The sequence below is a fragment of the Streptomyces pseudoechinosporeus genome (genome assembly GCF_054783935.1).
The window spans coordinates 12,463-30,334 of the sequence record NZ_BAAGPS010000091.1 but is presented as its reverse complement, the minus strand read 5'-3'; the positions used below and the strand labels follow the sequence as shown (position 1 = coordinate 30,334).

General features: G+C 68.6%; 12 protein-coding genes. 5 read left to right on the top strand and 7 right to left on the bottom strand.

The genetic code is table 11. The annotated features are described in order from the left end of the window. Nucleotides 1–9: 9 nt before the first annotated feature. Both ACYVO6_RS46975 and ACYVO6_RS46970 read right to left on the bottom strand, forming a co-directional pair. Nucleotides 10–2,322 (bottom strand): xyloglucanase, encoded by a 2,313-nt coding sequence (locus ACYVO6_RS46975; protein WP_461072741.1) that lies wholly within the window; start codon nt 2,320–2,322, stop codon nt 10–12. A 132-nt stretch (nt 2,323–2,454) separates the two neighbouring features. After that, complete coding sequence (locus ACYVO6_RS46970) at nt 2,455–5,367, bottom strand: glycoside hydrolase family 48 protein (protein ID WP_461072739.1); 2,913 nt, start codon at nt 5,365–5,367, stop codon at nt 2,455–2,457. A gap of 277 nt (nt 5,368–5,644) precedes the next feature. Here ACYVO6_RS46970 and ACYVO6_RS46965 point away from each other — a divergent pair, with 277 nt between their 5' ends. From ACYVO6_RS46965 to ACYVO6_RS46955, 3 genes are all read left to right on the top strand, one after another. Beyond that, nucleotides 5,645–6,817, top strand: a complete 1,173-nt coding sequence (locus tag ACYVO6_RS46965) for a glycoside hydrolase family 5 protein (protein ID WP_461072737.1) — start codon at nt 5,645–5,647, stop codon at nt 6,815–6,817. Between the two features lie 13 nt (nt 6,818–6,830). After that, nucleotides 6,831–8,201 carry a glycoside hydrolase family 6 protein gene (locus ACYVO6_RS46960; RefSeq protein WP_461072735.1) on the top strand — a complete coding sequence of 457 codons (1,371 nt, stop codon included), beginning with the start codon at nt 6,831–6,833 and terminating at the stop codon, nt 8,199–8,201. A 550-nt stretch (nt 8,202–8,751) separates the two neighbouring features. Continuing rightward, nucleotides 8,752–9,615, top strand: coding sequence for a class I SAM-dependent methyltransferase (locus ACYVO6_RS46955; protein ID WP_461072733.1), 864 nt, complete (start codon nt 8,752–8,754; stop codon nt 9,613–9,615). Nucleotides 9,616–9,667: 52 nt separating this feature from the next. On the opposite strand, the gene ACYVO6_RS46950 is transcribed toward ACYVO6_RS46955, so the two are convergent. Together ACYVO6_RS46950 and ACYVO6_RS46945 are read right to left on the bottom strand one after the other, a co-directional pair. Beyond that, nucleotides 9,668–10,357 carry a glycoside hydrolase family 75 protein gene (locus ACYVO6_RS46950; protein WP_461072731.1) on the bottom strand — a complete coding sequence of 230 codons (690 nt, stop codon included), beginning with the start codon at nt 10,355–10,357 and terminating at the stop codon, nt 9,668–9,670. A gap of 201 nt (nt 10,358–10,558) precedes the next feature. After that, entirely contained in the window at nt 10,559–11,344 is a 786-nt protein-coding gene (locus ACYVO6_RS46945; protein WP_461073121.1) for an aldo/keto reductase, read from the bottom strand. A 274-nt stretch (nt 11,345–11,618) separates the two neighbouring features. On the opposite strand from ACYVO6_RS46945, the gene ACYVO6_RS46940 reads away from it, so the two are divergent. Next, nucleotides 11,619–12,419, top strand: a complete 801-nt coding sequence (locus ACYVO6_RS46940) for a Tat pathway signal sequence domain protein (protein ID WP_461072729.1) — start codon at nt 11,619–11,621, stop codon at nt 12,417–12,419. Nucleotides 12,420–12,456: 37 nt separating this feature from the next. Here the strand turns inward: ACYVO6_RS46940 and ACYVO6_RS46935 are convergent, their stop codons facing one another. Both ACYVO6_RS46935 and ACYVO6_RS46930 read right to left on the bottom strand, forming a co-directional pair. Continuing rightward, nucleotides 12,457–14,283, bottom strand: coding sequence for an AMP-dependent synthetase/ligase (locus ACYVO6_RS46935; protein ID WP_461072727.1), 1,827 nt, complete (start codon nt 14,281–14,283; stop codon nt 12,457–12,459). A gap of 353 nt (nt 14,284–14,636) precedes the next feature. Next, nucleotides 14,637–15,503 carry a LysR substrate-binding domain-containing protein gene (locus tag ACYVO6_RS46930; protein WP_461072725.1) on the bottom strand — a complete coding sequence of 289 codons (867 nt, stop codon included), beginning with the start codon at nt 15,501–15,503 and terminating at the stop codon, nt 14,637–14,639. Between the two features lie 155 nt (nt 15,504–15,658). Here ACYVO6_RS46930 and ACYVO6_RS46925 point away from each other — a divergent pair, with 155 nt between their 5' ends. Beyond that, nucleotides 15,659–16,696 (top strand): bile acid:sodium symporter family protein, encoded by a 1,038-nt coding sequence (locus tag ACYVO6_RS46925; RefSeq protein WP_461072723.1) that lies wholly within the window; start codon nt 15,659–15,661, stop codon nt 16,694–16,696. Here the strand turns inward: ACYVO6_RS46925 and ACYVO6_RS46920 are convergent. Further along, nucleotides 16,635–17,870 (bottom strand): DUF4185 domain-containing protein, encoded by a 1,236-nt coding sequence (locus tag ACYVO6_RS46920; RefSeq protein WP_461072721.1) that lies wholly within the window; start codon nt 17,868–17,870, stop codon nt 16,635–16,637. The genes ACYVO6_RS46925 and ACYVO6_RS46920 overlap by 62 nt on opposite strands. Nucleotides 17,871–17,872 lie beyond the last annotated feature (2 nt).

Genomic DNA, 17,872 nt, shown 5'->3' with positions numbered 1-17,872 from the left:
ACGCGGCCACTATCCCGCCGTGTCCCCGTAGATGACCCCGCGCCCGTTCGTCGACACGTACACCCGCCCGTACACCCGCGGATCCCCGGTGATGGCCGCACCCGTCCAACCCCACTGATGCGCATCGTCGTTGATACGCGTCCAGGTCGAACCCTGGTCCGTGGAGCGGAAGATACCGCGTACGCCGTCGATCTTGGCGCTGGTGTAGAGCGTCTGGTACGAGGCGCCGGTTGCGGCCTTGCCGAAGCCGATGGTGTCGGCCTGCTCGACCCCTGACAGCTTGGTGAAGCTCGCGCCGCCGTCCGTCGAGTGCCACAGCCCGTACGCGCCGTCGCTCGCACCGCCCGCCAGCCAGATGTCGCCCTTCGTACCGGGAAGCGCCTTGAAGCGCACGCTGTCGCCGCTCGGCAGACCGGTCGCGGCCGACGCCGTGAAGGTCGCCCCGCCGTCCGAACTGACGTAGAAATTCCCGGACTTGAAGCCGTAGAAGGTCATCGGATCAACCCGGTCGGACTCCACGATCGCGCCCGCCGGAATCCCGCTCGACGCGGACCACGACGAGCCGAACCCGGTCGCGTAGTGCACGCCCGCACCCTCCGGGCTCCACACGAAGCGGCTGCCGTCGGAGGCCGCGGCGACGGTTCCGCCGCCCGAGACGCCCGAAGGGTCCGTCCCCGCGAACCAGTTGGCGCCGTTGTCGGTGGAGAAGGCGATATGCGGACCCGAGTCGAGATTCCCGGCCCGCACCACGGTCCCGGGGTTCGTCTCGGCGAAGTCGAGGCTCGTGGTCGTGGTGAAGTTCGGCGAAGTGAACATCACCGAGGGCACTTTGGTGAGGTCCGTGTGCCGGAAGCCGCCGATGTCACCGAGCGCGCTGAAGAGCTGGGCCCCGCCGGACGGGGGAGCGGCGAGGTCGTTGACGGCCGTCTCCTCCAGGCCCTGCACCATCGGCTTGATGGTGAACTGGCCTCCGCTGTCCCACTTCGACAGATCCTCGGTGCCGTAGATCGTGGCGCCCGTCCCGTACATCATCCGGTCCGGGTTGAACGGGTCGATCTCCAACGCCTCGGTCATCCAGCCGAGTTTGGGGCTCTGTTCGGGCGGTGAGGGATTCGCGCCCCAGGTCAGCCAGGGCGAGGAGGTGACGTCCATCGTGTAGCGGTTCGAGCGGGTGGGATACGGGCTGTAGTCCCAGGCCTTGGTCCAGGTGCCGCCGCTGTCGGTGGAGCGGAAGATCTGGGTGTCGGGCCACCAGGAGCTGTACGCGGTCGCCATCACCGTGCCCGGGTTCTGCCGGTCCACGGTCAGCCCGCTGAAGCCGTAGTACGTGTCGGCCTCGGCCACCGGGCTGATGTTTGTCCAGGTCCCGGACCCGGTCGCGTACCGCCACAGCTGTCCCTTGCCGCCGTCGTACGGGCCGCCCTTGTCGCTGTACGCGAGATAGAGGTGGCCGTTCTCGGCGTCAAGGACGCCCTTGTGGGCGAGGTAGCCGGTGGGCTGGCCGGGCAGCCGGGACCAGGTGGCGCCCGCGTCGGTCGAACGGTAGACGGAGTTCTCCTTGTCGGCGACCCCGACATAGATCGTCTGCGTGGCGTTGGTACCGCTGCCCGTCGACTCGTCGAAGGTGACCCAGGCGATGCCCTGGTTGTCGGAGGCGTAGCCGCTGGTGTCGCTCGGGTCCTGCACGTAGTTGCCGACGTTGGGGAAGTTCGTCACCTGCGACCAGGAGGCGCCCGAGTCCGTGGACCGCCACAGGCCCTTGCCGCTCGGGGCGCCCAGATACAGCACGCTGTTCCTGTGCGGGTCCACGGCGAGCCGCTCGCCCATGCCGCGCCCGGGCATGTTGCCGCCCAGCTTGAACGGCAGGTCGGCCTTCTGCCAGCTTGCGCCCCGGTCGGCGGACCTGAGCACGGCACCGTTCCCCGGGTCCCAGCTGTTCGTGTACGTGCCGACGGCCGCGTACACCCGGTCAGGGTCGACCGAGTCCGAGGCGAGGCTGACGACGCCGGTGTGGCCCCAGTCGTCCCAGCCGATGGAGTCGAGCAGCGGGGTCCAGGTCTTCGAGGACTCCTGCCAGCGGTAGGCGCCGCCGATGTCGGTGCGGGCGTACGCGAGGTTCTTCTCACTCCGGTTGAAGACGATGCCGGGCACGAAGCCACCGCCGTCGATCCGGGCGTTCTTCCAGGTGTACGGGTCGGCGGCGACGCTCACCGGCCTCTCGGCCGGCTCGGCCGCCATCGCGGACGGACTGCCCGCGAGGAGACCGGCCGCGAGCGCGAGTACGGCCGTGAGAACGCGGCCCCTTCTGACGGTTCTTCGCACGGTGGGGGTCCTCTCCTGGAGCGGGGGATGGAGGAAAGGCGCGGCGGAGCCGGGCGGACCCCCAGGAGGAGGGGGGCCCGCCCGGCCCGTGGGCCCTGGTCGGTCAGGGCCCTGTACACGGAGCGACGGGGGCTATTCGAGGAGCTCCGCGTACGAGCCCATGGCAAGCGCTATGTCCGCCTGGGCCCAGAACCGGTGATACGTGAACGTGGGCGCGGCGCCGCCCGCGAGATAGCTCTCGATCTTCGACCACGCCGGGTCGTCCTGGTAGAAGGAGCGGATCGAGTCGAAGGTGGACGAGGAGTTGATCGCGTCACCGTTCGGCATCGTGCCGGTCCAGCCGCTGGGGATGTAGACGCCGTCGTCGAAGCGGTTGTAGTCGGCGCGGGTCTCCGGGACCGCGATGCCCAGCGCGTCCTGGTTGTTCGCCCACATACCGTCGAGCAGCGCCTTGGCGGTCGACGCGGCCTCGGTGTCCCCGGACTTGTCGGCGTAGTACGTCAGGGTCTTGGCGTACGCGGCCGCCACACCGACATCGTTCGTGTAGTCGGCGACGGTGACATGAAGTCCGCTGTTGGAGCCGGGACTTGACGCGTTCCAGGTGTCGGGCGCACCCGACCACTGGAGCGTGTTCGGGATGCGGAAGCTGCCGTCCGGGTTGACCGTGGTGTTGGCCAGCGCCCAGTCGACCCACTTGTCGAGCACGACCTTGGCGTCCGCGTCACCCGTCTGCTGGTAGTACTCGGCGACCCGCTCCATGGACCACGCCTGGAAGCCGAACCACTGGTTGGACGGCGGGTCGTGGTACACCGGCTTCTCGTCGTAGTACATGCCGTAGAAGGTCGGCGTGCCGGCCGGCGGGGTCGCGTAGTGGCCCTTCCAGCTGTTGGTGGCACCGCCCGCGATGGCGCCCTCGTCCGACTGGAGCCAGCGGTAGAACTCCAGCTGCCGGTCGAGCGACTTGGCCCAATCCGCCTGCCCCGTGGCCGACTTGGGCTTCAGGTCGGCGTACGAGCTGAGCGCGTACGCGGCCAGGGGGTTCTGGTAGCCGCCGTGGGTGTGGCTGGAGCCGATGCGCCAGGCCCAGCCCGCCGCGGTGTCGGTGGCGCCGCCCCAGGCGTAGTACCAGTTCAGCAGGTAGTGCGAGGCGTCCTTGCCGGTCCCGGGTGCACACGTCGACGGGCCCTGGCAGTTGCCGATTTTCTTGAAGTACTTGTCGTACATGGCGTAGCGCAGATAGTCGCCCATCTTCGCGGCCTTGCCGAGCGTCGCCGAGACCTCGGAGCCCTTGCCCTGCTCCTCGGCCCAGACATCGGCCCAGTACGCGGCCTGCACGGCACGCGCGTCGGCGTCCGGCGCGTTGGTGAACTTCCACTGCTTCGCGTAGGAGGCGTCACCGGTGAACAGGTCCAAGTACCCGTTCGGGCCGCCGTACTTGAAGGCGTCGCAGGTCGGCTGCGGCACCGTCTCCCACACCGATTCCTGCGAGCCGCGTTGGAAGGTGTTGATGTACGAGGGGCCGGTGTCGCTCGGGCCCGCCTCGCACTGGCCCGGCGAGTTGCCGTAGCCGTAGACGTTGTCGACGTCCTGGAGCCAGTGCATGCCGTAGATGTCGTCCGTGCCGTACGCGCTCTTCAGCTCCGAGGCGATCGGGTCCGGGCCGACCGAGACGCCGGGGTCGAGCTTCGCCGGGTACTCGTTCGGGGTGTCCAGCTCGGGCGCGTACGTGGCGGGCTTGGAGGCGTTGTAGAAGGAGTTCGTCGGCTGGTCGGCGTGCGTGGGGATCATGAACTTCTCCATGGTCTCCCACGCGGCGTTGAACCTGGTCCAGTCGCCGGTGACCTTGCCGTACATCGCCTGCAGCCAGATCAGATAGCTGTACGCCTCCGACGTCGTCTCATGGCCGTGGTCCGGCGCCTCGACGATCAGCGTCTCGACCGAGTGGTACGGGATGCCCTCGGGGGAGAAGTAGCCGTTCGCCGGATCGGTGATCTTGCCGTAGAGCTCCAGGAAGCGGTCGTCGTACGCCTTCGACGCGGCGAGCTGGGTGGCCGTGACCGTGGCCTTGGCGTGCCCGGTGGCCGCCACCTCGAAGGTCGCGGAACCGGTGCCGGAGGTGTCGGCGGTGACGGTCACCTTCTGGGCCGTGCTCCAGTTCGACGGTGTGAAGGTGAGCGACGATCCGCCGGTGGCGGTCAGGCCCTTGTTGCCGTCCGTGCGGGCGGTGGAGACCGTCACGTTCGCGCTCGGCCGCGTCGACAGCTTCACGTCGAAGGTGCTCGTCCTGCCCTGCTGGACGCCGAGTTGGGCCGACGAGGCCACCACGGCGGGACCCGAGGCGACCGTGATGCCGACCGGGGTGGAATCCGCCGAGGCGCCCAGGCTGTCGTACGCCTTGGCCACCAGGGAATGACTGCCCACGGTCAAGCTGTTGGCCGAGAGCGTGAACGGCGACGTGGTGTCCGTACCGAGCAGCTTCGTGTCGTCGTAGAACTCGACCTTGCTGATCGTCGCTTCGTCGGCGGCAGCGGCGGTGGCGGCCAGCGGAACCTCGTCGCCCTGCGTGTAGACGGCGCCCGCGGCGGGGCTGGTCGACACGGTGATCGGCGGTTGGTGCGCGCCGGCGCAAGGGGTGCCGTTCACGGCGAAGTCGGTCGGTGCCGCGTTGGTCCCGCTGTACGTGAACTGCGCGCCGGTGCTGACGGCGGCTCCGGCGGCGATCCTCCCGTTGACGGAGGCGCTCTTCACCGTGACGGTCTTGCCGGACTGGGACCAGCTGCCGCTCCACCCGTTGCTGAGCTTCTGGTTGCCCGCGTGGTCGTACGTCAGCGTCCAGTCGTCGACGGTCTCGGAGCCGCGGTTGGTGAGGGTCAGTTCCGCGGTGAAACCGGAACCCCAGTCGTTGGTCTTGTAGTCGACGCTGCACTGAACTGCCGCCGCTTGTACGGGAGTTGAGCCCGTCGCCAGCGTGGTGAGGGGGAGCGCGAGGGCCGCCACGACAGCGGTCCACAACCGCCGGGCACGGCGTCTCTTTGTGCGTGCCATGTTCTGGTTCCTCTCCTTGCGGCTCGGAGATGTGGGGGGAGGAGCAACAAGCCTTGAACCAGTGGGAGCGCTCCCAGCTTGGGGAGGGGGGTGTCAAGGGTCAAGGTGCTTGAAGAGTCGAAAAGATTCGATGCGGACATCTGTAGGAAACATGTCAACTCCTTTGTTACTCCTCTGTTCTTTACCATCACTTGGCGCTACCTTCATCCGCACCAGTGGGAGCGATTCCATCAGTCGACGCGTCGGTCACGACGCGACAAGCTGCAAGGAGTCGCTCATGCGACACCCCCCGCGTTTATGTCTTTTAGTGGCCGGTGCGGCGGTCGCCCTCGTGGCGAGCACCATCGCGCCGGTCGGCACGGCTTCCGCAGCGGCGCCCGCGTACGTGGACGCCGAGCCCTCGCCCGCACCGACGGATCCGTCGGCGCGGGCGGCCGATCCGCCCGTGCTGAAGGTCTCCGGCAACAAGCTCGTCGACGAGACCGGCGCCACCCGGCGACTGCTTGGCGTCAACCGCTCAGGCGGCGAGTTCGCGTGCGTGCAGGGCTACGGCATCTGGGACGGACCGGTGGACGACGCCTCGGTCAAGGCGATCGCCGACTGGAACGCCAACACGGTCCGCATTCCGCTCAACGAGGAGTGCTGGCTCGGGCTGTCCAACATCAAGCCCGAGTACGCCGGCGCCAACTACATCAACGCCGTCAAGGACCTGGTGGCGAAGGTCGAGGCGCACGGCATGACGCCCATGCTCGAACTGCACTGGTCCCACGGCCAGTACACGGGCAACTCGGCGGGCTGCGCCGATGTGCACGCTACCTGCCAGAAGCCGATGCCCAACGCGCAGTACACGCCGTCGTTCTGGGCCTCGGTAGCGAGCACCTTCAAGGACGACCCGACCGTCGTCTTCGACCTGTTCAACGAGCCCTACCCGGACCGCGCGACGTCCACCGCCGAACAGGCATGGACCTGTTGGCGGGACGGCGGCACCTGCCCCGGCATCGGCTACGAGGTCGCCGGGATGCAGGACCTGATCGACACGATCCGCGAGACCGGTGCCACCAACGTGATCCTGGCGGGCGGGCTCGCGTACTCGAACGATCTGAGCCAGTGGCTGACGTACAAGCCGACTGATCCGGCGGGCAATCTCGCCGCGGCCTGGCACGTCTACAACTTCAACACCTGCTCCAACGAGAGCTGCTGGGACTCCACGCTCGGCCCGGTCGCCGCCCAAGTGCCGCTCGTGGCGGGCGAGATCGGCGAGAACACCTGCGCGCACTCCTTCATCGACCGCGTCATGGCGTGGTTCGACGAGCGCGAGCAGTCCTACCTCGGCTGGACCTGGAACACCTGGAACTGCAACTCGGGTCCGGCCCTCATCTCCAACTACGACGGTACCCCCACGTCGTTCGGCATCGGGCTGCGCGATCACCTGCGCTCCCTCGACGGATAGGAACCCGCACATCATGAGCCGTACCAGAACAGCACTGCTGGCAGCGTTAGCGCTGCTCGTCGGAGGAACGGGCACCGCTGTCGCGGCGATACCCCCGGACGCCGGCACGGCCGCCGTCCGCGAAGCGGCGGCACCCAAGGTCGACAACCCGTACTCGGGCGCCAAGGTGTACGTGAACCCGGAGTGGTCCGCGAAGGCCGCCGCCGAACCAGGCGGCAGCCGCATCGCCAACCAGCCCACCGGTGTGTGGCTGGACCGGATCGCCGCCATCAACGGCGTGAACGGCGGCATGGGTCTGAGCGACCACCTCGATGAGGCGCTGGAGCAGAAGGGCTCGGACGAACTGGTCGTCCAGCTCGTCATCTACAACCTGCCGGGCCGTGACTGCGCCGCCCTCGCCTCCAACGGCGAGCTCGGCCCGACGGAGATCGACAAGTACAAGACCGAGTACATCGACCCGATCGCGGCGATCCTCGCCGACCCGAAGTACGCGGACCTGCGCATCGTCACCACGGTCGAGATCGACTCGCTGCCCAACCTCGTCACCAACACCGGCAGCCGTCCCACGGCCACACCCGAGTGCGACGTGATGAAGGCCAACGGCAACTACGTCAAGGGCGTCGGCTACGCGCTGAACAAGCTCGGCGACACGGAGAACGTCTACAACTACGTGGACGCCGGGCACCACGGCTGGATCGGCTGGGACGACAACTTCGGCCCGTCGGCGGACGTGTTCAAGCAGGCGGCGACCGCCGAGGGCGCCACGGTGAACGACGTCCACGGCTTCATCACCAACACCGCCAACTACAGCGCGCTGAAGGAGGACCACTTCACGATCAACGACAACGTGGCCGGCAAGTCGGTCCGTGAGTCGAAGTGGATCGACTGGAACCGCTACGTCGACGAGCTGTCCTTCGCCCAGGCCTTCCGCAACCAGCTCGTCACGGTCGGCTTCAACTCGGACATCGGCATGCTGATCGATACCTCCCGCAACGGCTGGGGCGGCACGGCCCGGCCCACCGGCCCTGGCGCGACGACCAGCGTGGACACGTACGTCGACGGCGGCCGTTACGACCGCCGCCTCAACGCCGGCAACTGGTGCAACCAGTCCGGCGCCGGCCTTGGCGAGCGCCCGCAGGCCGCGCCGGCCTCCGGCATCGACGCGTACGTGTGGATGAAGCCGCCGGGTGAGTCCGACGGGGCCAGCAAGGAGATCCCGAACGACGAGGGCAAGGGGTTTGACCGGATGTGCGACCCGACGTACGAGGGCAATCCTCGTAACAACTTCAACATGTCGGGTGCGTTGCCGGATGCTCCGCTGTCGGGGCACTGGTTCTCGGCGCAGTTCCAGGAGCTGATGAAGAACGCGTACCCGGCGTTGTAGCTCCGCTGGTTGAGCAGTTCGACGCTGCGGGTGCGTTGTGGTTGCTCGCGCCGTTCCCCGCGCCCCTGGGTTCGTGGGGGTGCGGGGCCGCGGGCCGGTGCGTCAGCCCGTCGCAGGCCGGGCATACGACCCTGGCCTGGTACACGGTCCTGGTTTCCTGAGACAGAACCTACGCGACGGGCATACGACGCACCGGCCCACGACCCCTCCCGCCGGCGGGCAAGTGCGGGTGGTTGGGGGTGCGGGCTTTCCGGGGCTCGGACTTTTGGGAGCGCGGGGTTGTTCGGGGCCCGGGCTTGTTCGGGACGCGGGGTCTTCGGGGCGCGGGCAGTCGCAGGCTTTTTAGGGGCGCGGGGAACTGCGCGACCAGCCACAACGCACCCGCAGCCGCGACACGACGTGTCACCCCCCACCCCCTCGCGGGGGTCCGGGGCGCAGCCCCCGGGGCCAGTTCATGTACAAGTTCGGCTTGCTGTTTCGGCAATGCGAATGGCCGTTTCGGGGATTCGCGTCGCACTCTGGACGCAAGTCGAATGAGAGGTCATGAATCATGGCGCATCAGCACGATCACACACAGATCGACTTCGCCGAGTGGCTGCCCATGCTGGAGCAGGAGGCCGAGCTGTTCGCTCCGGTGTACCGGCAGGCGGCGGACTGGTTGCGGGAGTGGAAGCCGGAGCCGGAGCTGATTGCGGACGTGGGCAGTGGGCCCGGTGTCATCTCCTGCCTTCTCGCCGACGCGTTTCCGCAGGCGCGGGTCGTCGCCGTGGACGGGGCCGCGCCCCTCCTGGAAGCCGCCCGGTCCCGTGCCGCCGAGCACGGGATCGCCGACCGGTTCAGCACCCTGGAGGCCGAACTGGCCGATGGACTGGGGGACTTGGAGTACCCGGCCGACCTGATCTGGGCCAGCAGGTCTCTGCACCACGTCGGCGACCAGCGCGCCGCCCTCACCGACTTCGCCCGTCGCCTTGCGCCCGGCGGCGTTCTAGCCCTCCTCGAAGGCGGCCTTCCCTCGCGCTACCTCCCGCGCGACATCGGCATCGGCCGCCCCGGCCTGCAGTCACGCATGGACGCGGTGCAGGAGGAGTGGTTCGCCAAGATGCGGGCCGAGCTGCCCGGTGCGGTGGAGGAGACCGAGGACTGGCCCGCCCTGCTGACCGCCGCCGGGCTCCGCCACACCGCGACCCGTACCTTCCTCCTCGACATCCCCGCCCCCGCCCCGGACGAGGCCCGAACCTTCGTGGCCACCACTATCGCCCACCGCCGCGAGGGCCTGGCCGACGGTCTCGACGCCGACGACCTGGCCACCCTCGACCGCCTCCTCGACCCGGACGACAAGGCGAGCGTCCACCATCGCCCGGACGTGTTCGTACTGGCGGCGCAGACGGTGTACGTCGGGATGAAGGCGGTGTAACCAGTGACGGGTCAGCAGGCGCCCGGGCGCGCGTACACCGTGATCCGGAGGTTCAGTTGTTCTGGAGGAACCGCTTTGCCAGCGACTCGCCGAGGGACACCGCCGCGCTGTGGCTCTCGATGGGGGAGACGCGTGAGTGCGTGAACAGGATGTAGGTCACGTCCGAGGCGGTGCCGCCGGTTGACGGCTCCGGGTCGATGCCGAGGGCCTCGGCAGTGGCGTACGAGGCCTCGCCGATGATGTTCCTGGGACCGGTGTCGCCGACGACGGCGTACTGGACCTGGTCGTCGTGGATGACGGCGGCCACGCTGCCGCCCTTGATACCGGCGTTCGCGTAGTTCCAGATGTCGCTGGGGCCGGGCACGACGACGTAGGGCAGCGTCTGGGAGTTGAGTGGTCTGCCGTCGGACTGGGGGAAGGCCGTGGCGGGGTGGAACCACGGGTCGGTGTCACCGTTGCAGCGGGCGGTGGCCTGACCGTCGCAGGTGATGTCCATGTCGGCCTTCCAGAACACCGCGCCCTCCTTGCCGCAGACGGGGACGGAGGGCGGCGCCCCCTCGTCGGTGCGGTACAGGCCGTCCGAGATCCGCGAGCAGGACGCCACCTCGGCCAGCAGGTCGGCCGCACCGACCGTGCCCTCCCGCGCCTTGGTGGAGCTGCCGGTCGCGCCGACAGAGAGCGTCCCGGCGGCGAGTAGCGCGGCTCCGGCGGCAACGGCGAGGGTCTGCGTTCGCATACGCACTGTGGGGCCCTTCTGTCCGGGAAGTCGCTTTCGGACGACCCTGACCGACCCTGATCCAGGTGGCGAGGAAGCCGCGCCCGGTCTTACGCCGCACGGCGGAGCGTTACTTGTCGAGTATGTGGCGTACGGTCCGACTCAGCCGGAAGCCGCCGCCCAAGTGCGGCATCGGGCGGCGGCTTCCAATGGGCCAGGGATGTGCGGTCAGTTGAGGGTTGCCGGGTCCGGGCCGATGCGGCGGTCCTCGTTGAGGGCGCTGATCGCGGCGATGTCCTCGGTGTCGAGGGAGAAGTCGAAGACCTCGATGTTCTCCTTGATCCGGGACGGGGTCACGGACTTGGGGATCACCACGTTGCCGAGCTGGATGTGCCAGCGCAGGACGATCTGCGCGGGCGTACGGCCGTGCTTCTGGGCGATGGCCACGATCGCCGGGACCTCGAGAAGGCCCTTGCCCTGGCCGAGCGGTGACCAGGCCTCGGTGGCGATGCCCTGCTCCGCGTGGTACTCACGCGCGGCGAGCTGCTGCAAGTGCGGGTGCAGCTCGATCTGGTTGACGGCCGGGATGACGGACGTCGCCTCGATCAGCCGGTCCAGGTGCTCCGGGAAGAAGTTGGAGACGCCGATCGACTTGACGCGACCGTCGGCCAGCAGCTTCTCGAACGCCTTGTACGTGTCCACGTACCTGTCCCTCGCCGGCATCGGCCAGTGGATCAGATACAGATCCACGTAGTCGAGGCCGAGCTTGGCCAGGGAGGTGTCGAAGGCACGCAGCGTCGAGTCGTAACCCTGGTCGCCGTTCCAGAGCTTGGTGGTGACGAAGAGGTCCTCGCGGGCGATGCCGGAGGCGCCCAGAGCCTTGCCCGTGCCCTCTTCGTTGCCGTAGATGGCGGCGGTGTCGACGCTGCGGTACCCGGCCTCCAGAGCGGTGGTGACCGCCTGCTCCGCCTCGGCGTCCGGGATCTGCCAGACACCGAAACCCAGCTGCGGCATCTCGACGCCGTTGTTCAGGATGATCGGGGGGACCTTGCTCACGAGCTCTCGATCCTTCAGTCGTCGTTGGTAATCCCATCGTCAACGATCACAGGCCGTCATTCATTCCTGCGCCGTCATCGCCGACGGAATCGGGGATTGGCCAGATGTCGATCGTCCCTTCGATCCTATCGGTACAGACCATTGACCGTGGCCTGTCATGACGCAACTCTGTCCCAGGTTACTGAACTTGGTGCACGTATATGACCCCCATCGAGGACGAGGTGAGAGACCAGTGAGCACCACACGAAGAAACCTGCTCGGGGCGGCGCTCGGCGGCGCGGCCGCCATCGGTCTGCCGGCCACCGGCGCGCACGCCACCGGCACGAACGCCGCTGCCTCCTGGCAGCTGAAGTGGTCCCCGTCGGCGAGCGACGACGGGCTCGGCGCCTTCGAGACCCTGGAGGACGACCGCGCCGACTCGCACCCCGCCGCCTCCCCGCACATTTACGCCACCGGCAACAACTGGCGCTTCAACATGCACACCGTCGACCGGGACACCTCGACCGACCGCCAGCGCCATGAGGTCACCGGCTTGCGCAACGGCAGCGGCAACAACTACCTCAGGTGGACTGAGGGGCAGACCTGGCGGCTCACGTACTCGATGTACATTCCGAGCTCACTCAAGGCGACCACCACCTTCACGCACATCATGCAGATGAAGCAGCCCGGCGCCGGTAGCTCGCCGATCGTCGTGCAGTCGCTGCGCCGGGTGAACGGCGTGCAGACCATCGAACTGAAGCTCTTCAGCGACGACATCCTCGTCGGCCGCACCGACTTGGAGCCGCTGCACAACAAGTGGATCGACGTCGACTTCCAGATCAAGGTCGGCAACGGCTCGGCTGGCTCGGTCCGCTGGATCCTCAAGAACGGCTCCACGACGGTCATTGACAAGTCGAGAACGGGCGTCGACACCTTCCTCGCCGACCGCGTACGCCCCAAGTGGGGCATCTACCGCTCCCTGGGCGACACTTCCGGCTCCCTCCAGGACTGCCATCTCCTGCTGACGAACCTGCGGGGCTACCAACTGGTGTAACGCGAACTCGCAGGCCCCCGGCGGCTCCCGCGGAGCGCTACGCCCGGTACAGCGCCTCGACCTCCGACGCGTACGCCTTCTCGATCGCCTTCCGCTTCAGTTTCAGCGACGGCGTCAACAGCCCGTGCTCCTCGGTGAATTGGTGAGCCAGTATCCGGAACGTACGGATCGACTCGGCCTGCGACACCAGCGTGTTCGCGGCGACCACCGCCCGGCGTACCTCGGTCTCCAGGTCCGGGTCGCGCACCAGCTCGGCCGGGGTCAGCTTCGGCTTGCCGCGCATCTGGAGCCAGTGCTCGACGGCCTCCCCGTCCAGCGTGACGAGCGCCGCGATGTACGGCCGGTCATTGCCGACGAGGATGCACTGCGCGACCAGCGGATGGTCCCGCACCCGCTCCTCCAGCTGCGCGGGCGAGACGCTCTTGCCGCCGGACGTCACCAGGATCTCCTTCTTGCGCCCGGTGATGGTGAGGTAGCCGTCCTCGTCGAGCGAGCCCAGGTCACCGGTGGCCAGCCAGCCGTCGTGCAGGGCCGCGTCAGTGGACTTGGGGTCGTTGAGGTAGCCCTGGAAGACGTTGGGACCGCGCAGCCAGATCTCGCCGTCGTCCGCGATGTGCACGGTGGTGCCGGGGAACGGCTGCCCCACGGTGCCGTACCGGGTGCGCTCGGGCGGGTTGGCGGTCGCCGCGGCGGTGGTCTCGGTGAGGCCGTACCCCTCGTAGATCTGGACGCCCGCGCCCGCGAAGAACAGCCCGAGCCGCCGGTCCATCGCCGAACCGCCGGACATGGCGTGCTTCATCCGGCCGCCCATCGCCTCGCGGATCTTGGAGTAGACGAGCTTGTCGAAGAGCTGGTGCTGCACGCGCAGGGCCGCCGAGGGACCGGGCCCGATGCCCCAGGCCTTCGCCTCCACGGCGTCCGCGTACCGTACGGCGACCTCGACGGCCTTCTCGAACGGGCCTGCCTTGCCCTCCCGCTCGGCCTTCCTGCGGGCCGCGTTGAAGACCTTCTCGAAGATGTACGGCACCGCGAGGAAGAACGTCGGCTGGAAGGCTGCCAGATCGGGCAGCAGGGCTGCCGCGCTGAGCTGGGGCTGGTGGCCGAACTTGACCCGGCCGCGGATGGCGGCGACCTGCACCATCCGCCCGAAGACATGCGCCAGCGGCAGGAACAGAAGGGTGGCCGCCTCGTCGCCCTTCTTCGAGTGGAACAGCGGCTCCCAGCGCTCGATGGCCGTGTCCGCCTCGAACATGAAGTTGCCGTGCGTGATGACACAGCCCTTGGGGCGGCCGGTGGTTCCTGAGGTGTAGATGATCGTCGCGATCGACTCGGGCGTGACCGCGCGCCGGTGCCGGTGCACCACCTCGTCGTCGAGGTGCGCACCCGCCTCGTACAGCTCCTGCACCGCGCCCACGTCCAGCTGCCAGAGCCGGCGCAGCATCGGCAGCCGGTCGATGACCGTGGCCATCGTCATCGCGTGGTCCTCGTGCTCCACCATCGCGGCCGACACCTGCGAGTCGTGCAGCGTCCAGAAGACCTGCTCGGCCGAGCTCGTGGGGTAGATCGGCACGACCTGGGCGCCGATGGACCACAGGGCGTAGTCGAAGAGGGTCCACTCGTAGCGCGTACGGGACATGATCGCGACCCGGTCGCCGAACCGGATGCCTTGGGCAAGCAATCCCTTGGCGAGAGCCAGCACTTCGTCGCGGAACTCCGCGGACGTCACATCGCGCCACTGGCCGTGCTCGTCCTTGCGGCCGAGCGCGACGTAGAGCGGGTCCTCCCGGGCATGGTCGTAGACGGCATCGGCCAGGCCGCCCACCGGCGGCGCCGACGCCAACGGAGGGTTGGTGAACTCGCGCAATCCCCGCTCCTTGTGGCGCTCCGCACAGCGCCGTGAAAGCTACCCCACGTTGCGCTGCCGCGGGAGGGGCGGTGGCTTGTCAGTTCGCTGTGTTATATGTGCTGGTCACGAGCTTATTTGCGGCTTCAATGGGATCGGTCGGGACACAATTCTTACGGGTGCGTAGGTTTCCGGCTAGCAATCTCCACGGAATCTCCTCCGGAAGGTGTGCGGTGGGGTGGGTGCCCCTTGGGGGGTGGGTTCCCTGCGGGTTGTCTGTGGCTGGTCGCGCAGTTCCCCGCGCCCCTTTCAGGGGCGCTTCCCCGCGCGTCCGCTGATAGAGGCTCCCCCCGCATAGTGGCCGAACGCCCGCTTCAGCGGCCGGTGTGCAGGCTCACTCCGCCTTGCAGGATTCGGTTCGCCAGGGCATTTGCTGAGCCCTGTGCTGGGGTGTGGCGGGTCGCGTGGGTTAGGACGAAGTCGACCTTGCCCAGTTCGGGGAGGGCTGCTCGGGGTGGGACCCGGACCAGGCCCGGGGGGATCAGGCCCTGGGAGTGGGCCATGACGCCCAGGCCTGCTCGAGCTGCTGCGATCAGGCCGCTCAGGCTACCGCTGGTGCAGGCTATGCGCCAGGGGCGGCCCTCGCGTTCCAGGGCCTCCAGGGCCAGGGCGCGGGTGATGCCCGGCGGGGGATAGACGATCAGCGGCACCGGACTCGCGGCATCCAGCCGGAGGCGTTCCGCGCCGATCCAGACCAGGCGGTCGTGCCAGACGAGTTCGCCGTGGGGATCCTCGGGGCGGCGTTTGGCCAGGACCAAGTCGAGTTTTCCGTCGGATAGTTGCTCGTGCAATGTGCCTGAGAGCTCGACCGTCAGCTCCAGGTCGACCTCGGGGTGGTCGTGCCGGAAGCCCTCCAGGATCTCCGGGAGGCGGGTCAGTACGAAGTCCTCGGAGGCGCCGAAGCGCAGCCGGCCGCGCAGCCGTGTCCCCGTGAAGAACGCCGCCGCCTGCTCGTGCGCCTCCAGGATGCGGCGCGCGAAGCCGAGCATGGCCTCGCCGTCCTCCGTCAGCTCCACGGAGTGGGTGTCCCGCGAGAACAGCTGCCGCCCCGCCGTGCTCTCCAGCCGGCGCACATGCTGGCTGACCGTCGACTGACGCAGACCGAGACGCCGGGCGGCCTGTGTGAAGCTCAGCGTCTGGGCCACGGCCAGGAACGTACGCAGGTGTGAAGGGTCGTACACGTCCTCAGGTTATCGCGATCCGCGATGACAGTCAGAGCCGTATGCCGGATTCCCGATCACGGTCCGGAGGAGGACCATGGAGAGGGCACGATCCTGCGTCCGGACCGACAGCCGACAGACCGACGTACATAGAACCGACTCAGCAACGGAGCACCGTGAAACGCCTGACGTGGCCGTCCTGGCTGCCGATCGACCCGTACATCCTGCTCTTGCTCGGGACGGTGGGCCTCGCGGCGCTGCTGCCCGCCCGGGGGACGGCGGCCGATGTCGCGTCCGGGGTGTCGACGGGCGCGATCGCTCTCCTCTTCTTCCTGTACGGGGCACGCCTGTCGACCCGCGAGGCCCTGGACGGGCTGCGCCACTGGCGGCTCCATGTCACAGTCCTGGCCTGCACGTTCGTGGTGTTTCCGCTGCTCGGTCTGGCTGCCCGCGGACTTGAACCGGTGTTCCTGACGCACTCGCTCTACATCGGACTGCTCTTCCTGACGCTGGTTCCGTCGACGGTCCAGTCGTCGATCGCGTTCACGTCCATCGCACGCGGCAATGTGCCCGCCGCGATCTGCGCGGGCTCCTTCTCCTCCCTCGCGGGCATCGTGATCACCCCGCTGCTCGCGGCGACGCTCCTCGGCAGCACCGGCGGCGGCTTCTCCGCGGACTCGATCCTCAAGATCGTGCTGCAACTGCTCGTACCGTTCGCGGCCGGGCAGGTGCTGCAACGCTGGATCGGGGAGTTCATCACACGCCACAAACGCATCACCGGCCTCGTCGACCGCGGCTCGATACTCCTGGTCGTCTACGCCGCGTTCAGCGAAGGCATGGTCCAGGGCGTCTGGCAGCAGGTCAGCCCGCTGCGGCTGGCCGGTCTGCTCGGGGTCGAGGCGGTGCTGCTCGCCGTGATGCTCACGCTCACCTGGTACGGCTCGAAGGCGCTGCGCTTCAGCCGCGAGGACCGGATCGCCATCCAGTTCGCCGGGTCGAAGAAGTCCCTCGCGGCCGGACTGCCCATGGCGAGCGTGCTGTTCGGGGCGCAGGCCTCGCTGGCCGTGCTGCCGCTGATGCTCTTCCACCAGATGCAGCTCATGGTCTGCGCGGTGATCGCCAAGCGCCGCTCCCGCGACCCCGAACCGGACCTCAGCCCGAGCCCAGCTTCAGCGTCACGAATCGCGGTCGGTACAGGGACACGTTCCGACTGAGATTCGCCTGCGCCGCGGTCCCCGTCGCGTCCAGCCAGTTGACGTCGTAACTGAGCACGAGCCGCCCGCCGAGCGCCGGGTGCACCTGCGGGTTGTACGCCGCGACTTCCCCCTTCTGCTCGGGCAGCGGCGGGCTGAAGCCCTTGGTGGGCCCGTACCAGGGGCCGGTGGGCGAGCATGCCCAGTACGAGGTGACGGTCGTCAGCCCCTCGGCGCCCGCCGCCATCGTGAACAGCACCCAGGTGTCGCCGTCCCGCACGACCGTGAACGCGCTGCCCACGCCTTTGCGCTGCCCGTCTCCGAGCACGGGCTTCATCCGCGAGGAGATGGCGGACCACCGCCCGCCGTCCCAGTACTCCCACGCGTCAGGCTCCGCCAGCCGGTCGCGGGGCACCCGCGCCACGTACGCCTTCGAGGCCGGCCGGGAGGCGGCCTGCGCGTCGTCGCCGCCGAACACATACGTCCAGTCCTCGTCCTCGGTCACCGCCGTCGTGCCGAACAGCACCCGCCGCTCCGGCTCCCGCACCTGCTGCTGGTCGAGGACCTTGACGATGCCCTCGACCCGCAGATCGGGCAGCGAGAGCGTGGCGACCTCCGTGGCGGTGGGGACGCCGTAGATCCAGGGGTACGTGCCGTTCGCACGGGTCCACAGCAGGACGCGTACGACCTTGTCCGAGGACCCGGGGGAGCGGGCCTCGACCTTGGCCGCGACGGGCCAGCGCCACTGCCCGGGGGCCGGGTCCGGGAACAGCGGCGCAGGCAGGGTGCTCTGGAGGCGGCCGTCGGACATGACCACGGCCGAGTTCCGCACCAGGGGCGTGTTCTGGTCCCGCCAGGCGTACGACTCGCCCACCGGGTTCGGCGGGCTGTACACGTTGCCCAGATACGTGTCCGAGAACAGCCACAGCACCCGGCCGTCCGGTAGCCGCACGGAGTGGGTGCCGTCGCCGCCGGTCCAGTCGTCGGCCCGCGAGGCGTCGTCGCCGTACCGCGCGAACTCGCCCGTGAGGTCCGGCTCCGCCGCCCAGGACGAGACCGTACGAGGCGCGCAGCCGCCCTCCCGGTCGTCGTCTTCCTCCGGGAGGGCGGTGAGCAGCACCGCTCCGAGGACCAGGGCAAGGAGCAGTCCCAGCCCGGTCCCCGTATGGCGTCGTACTCGTGAGTCGTCGGGCACGG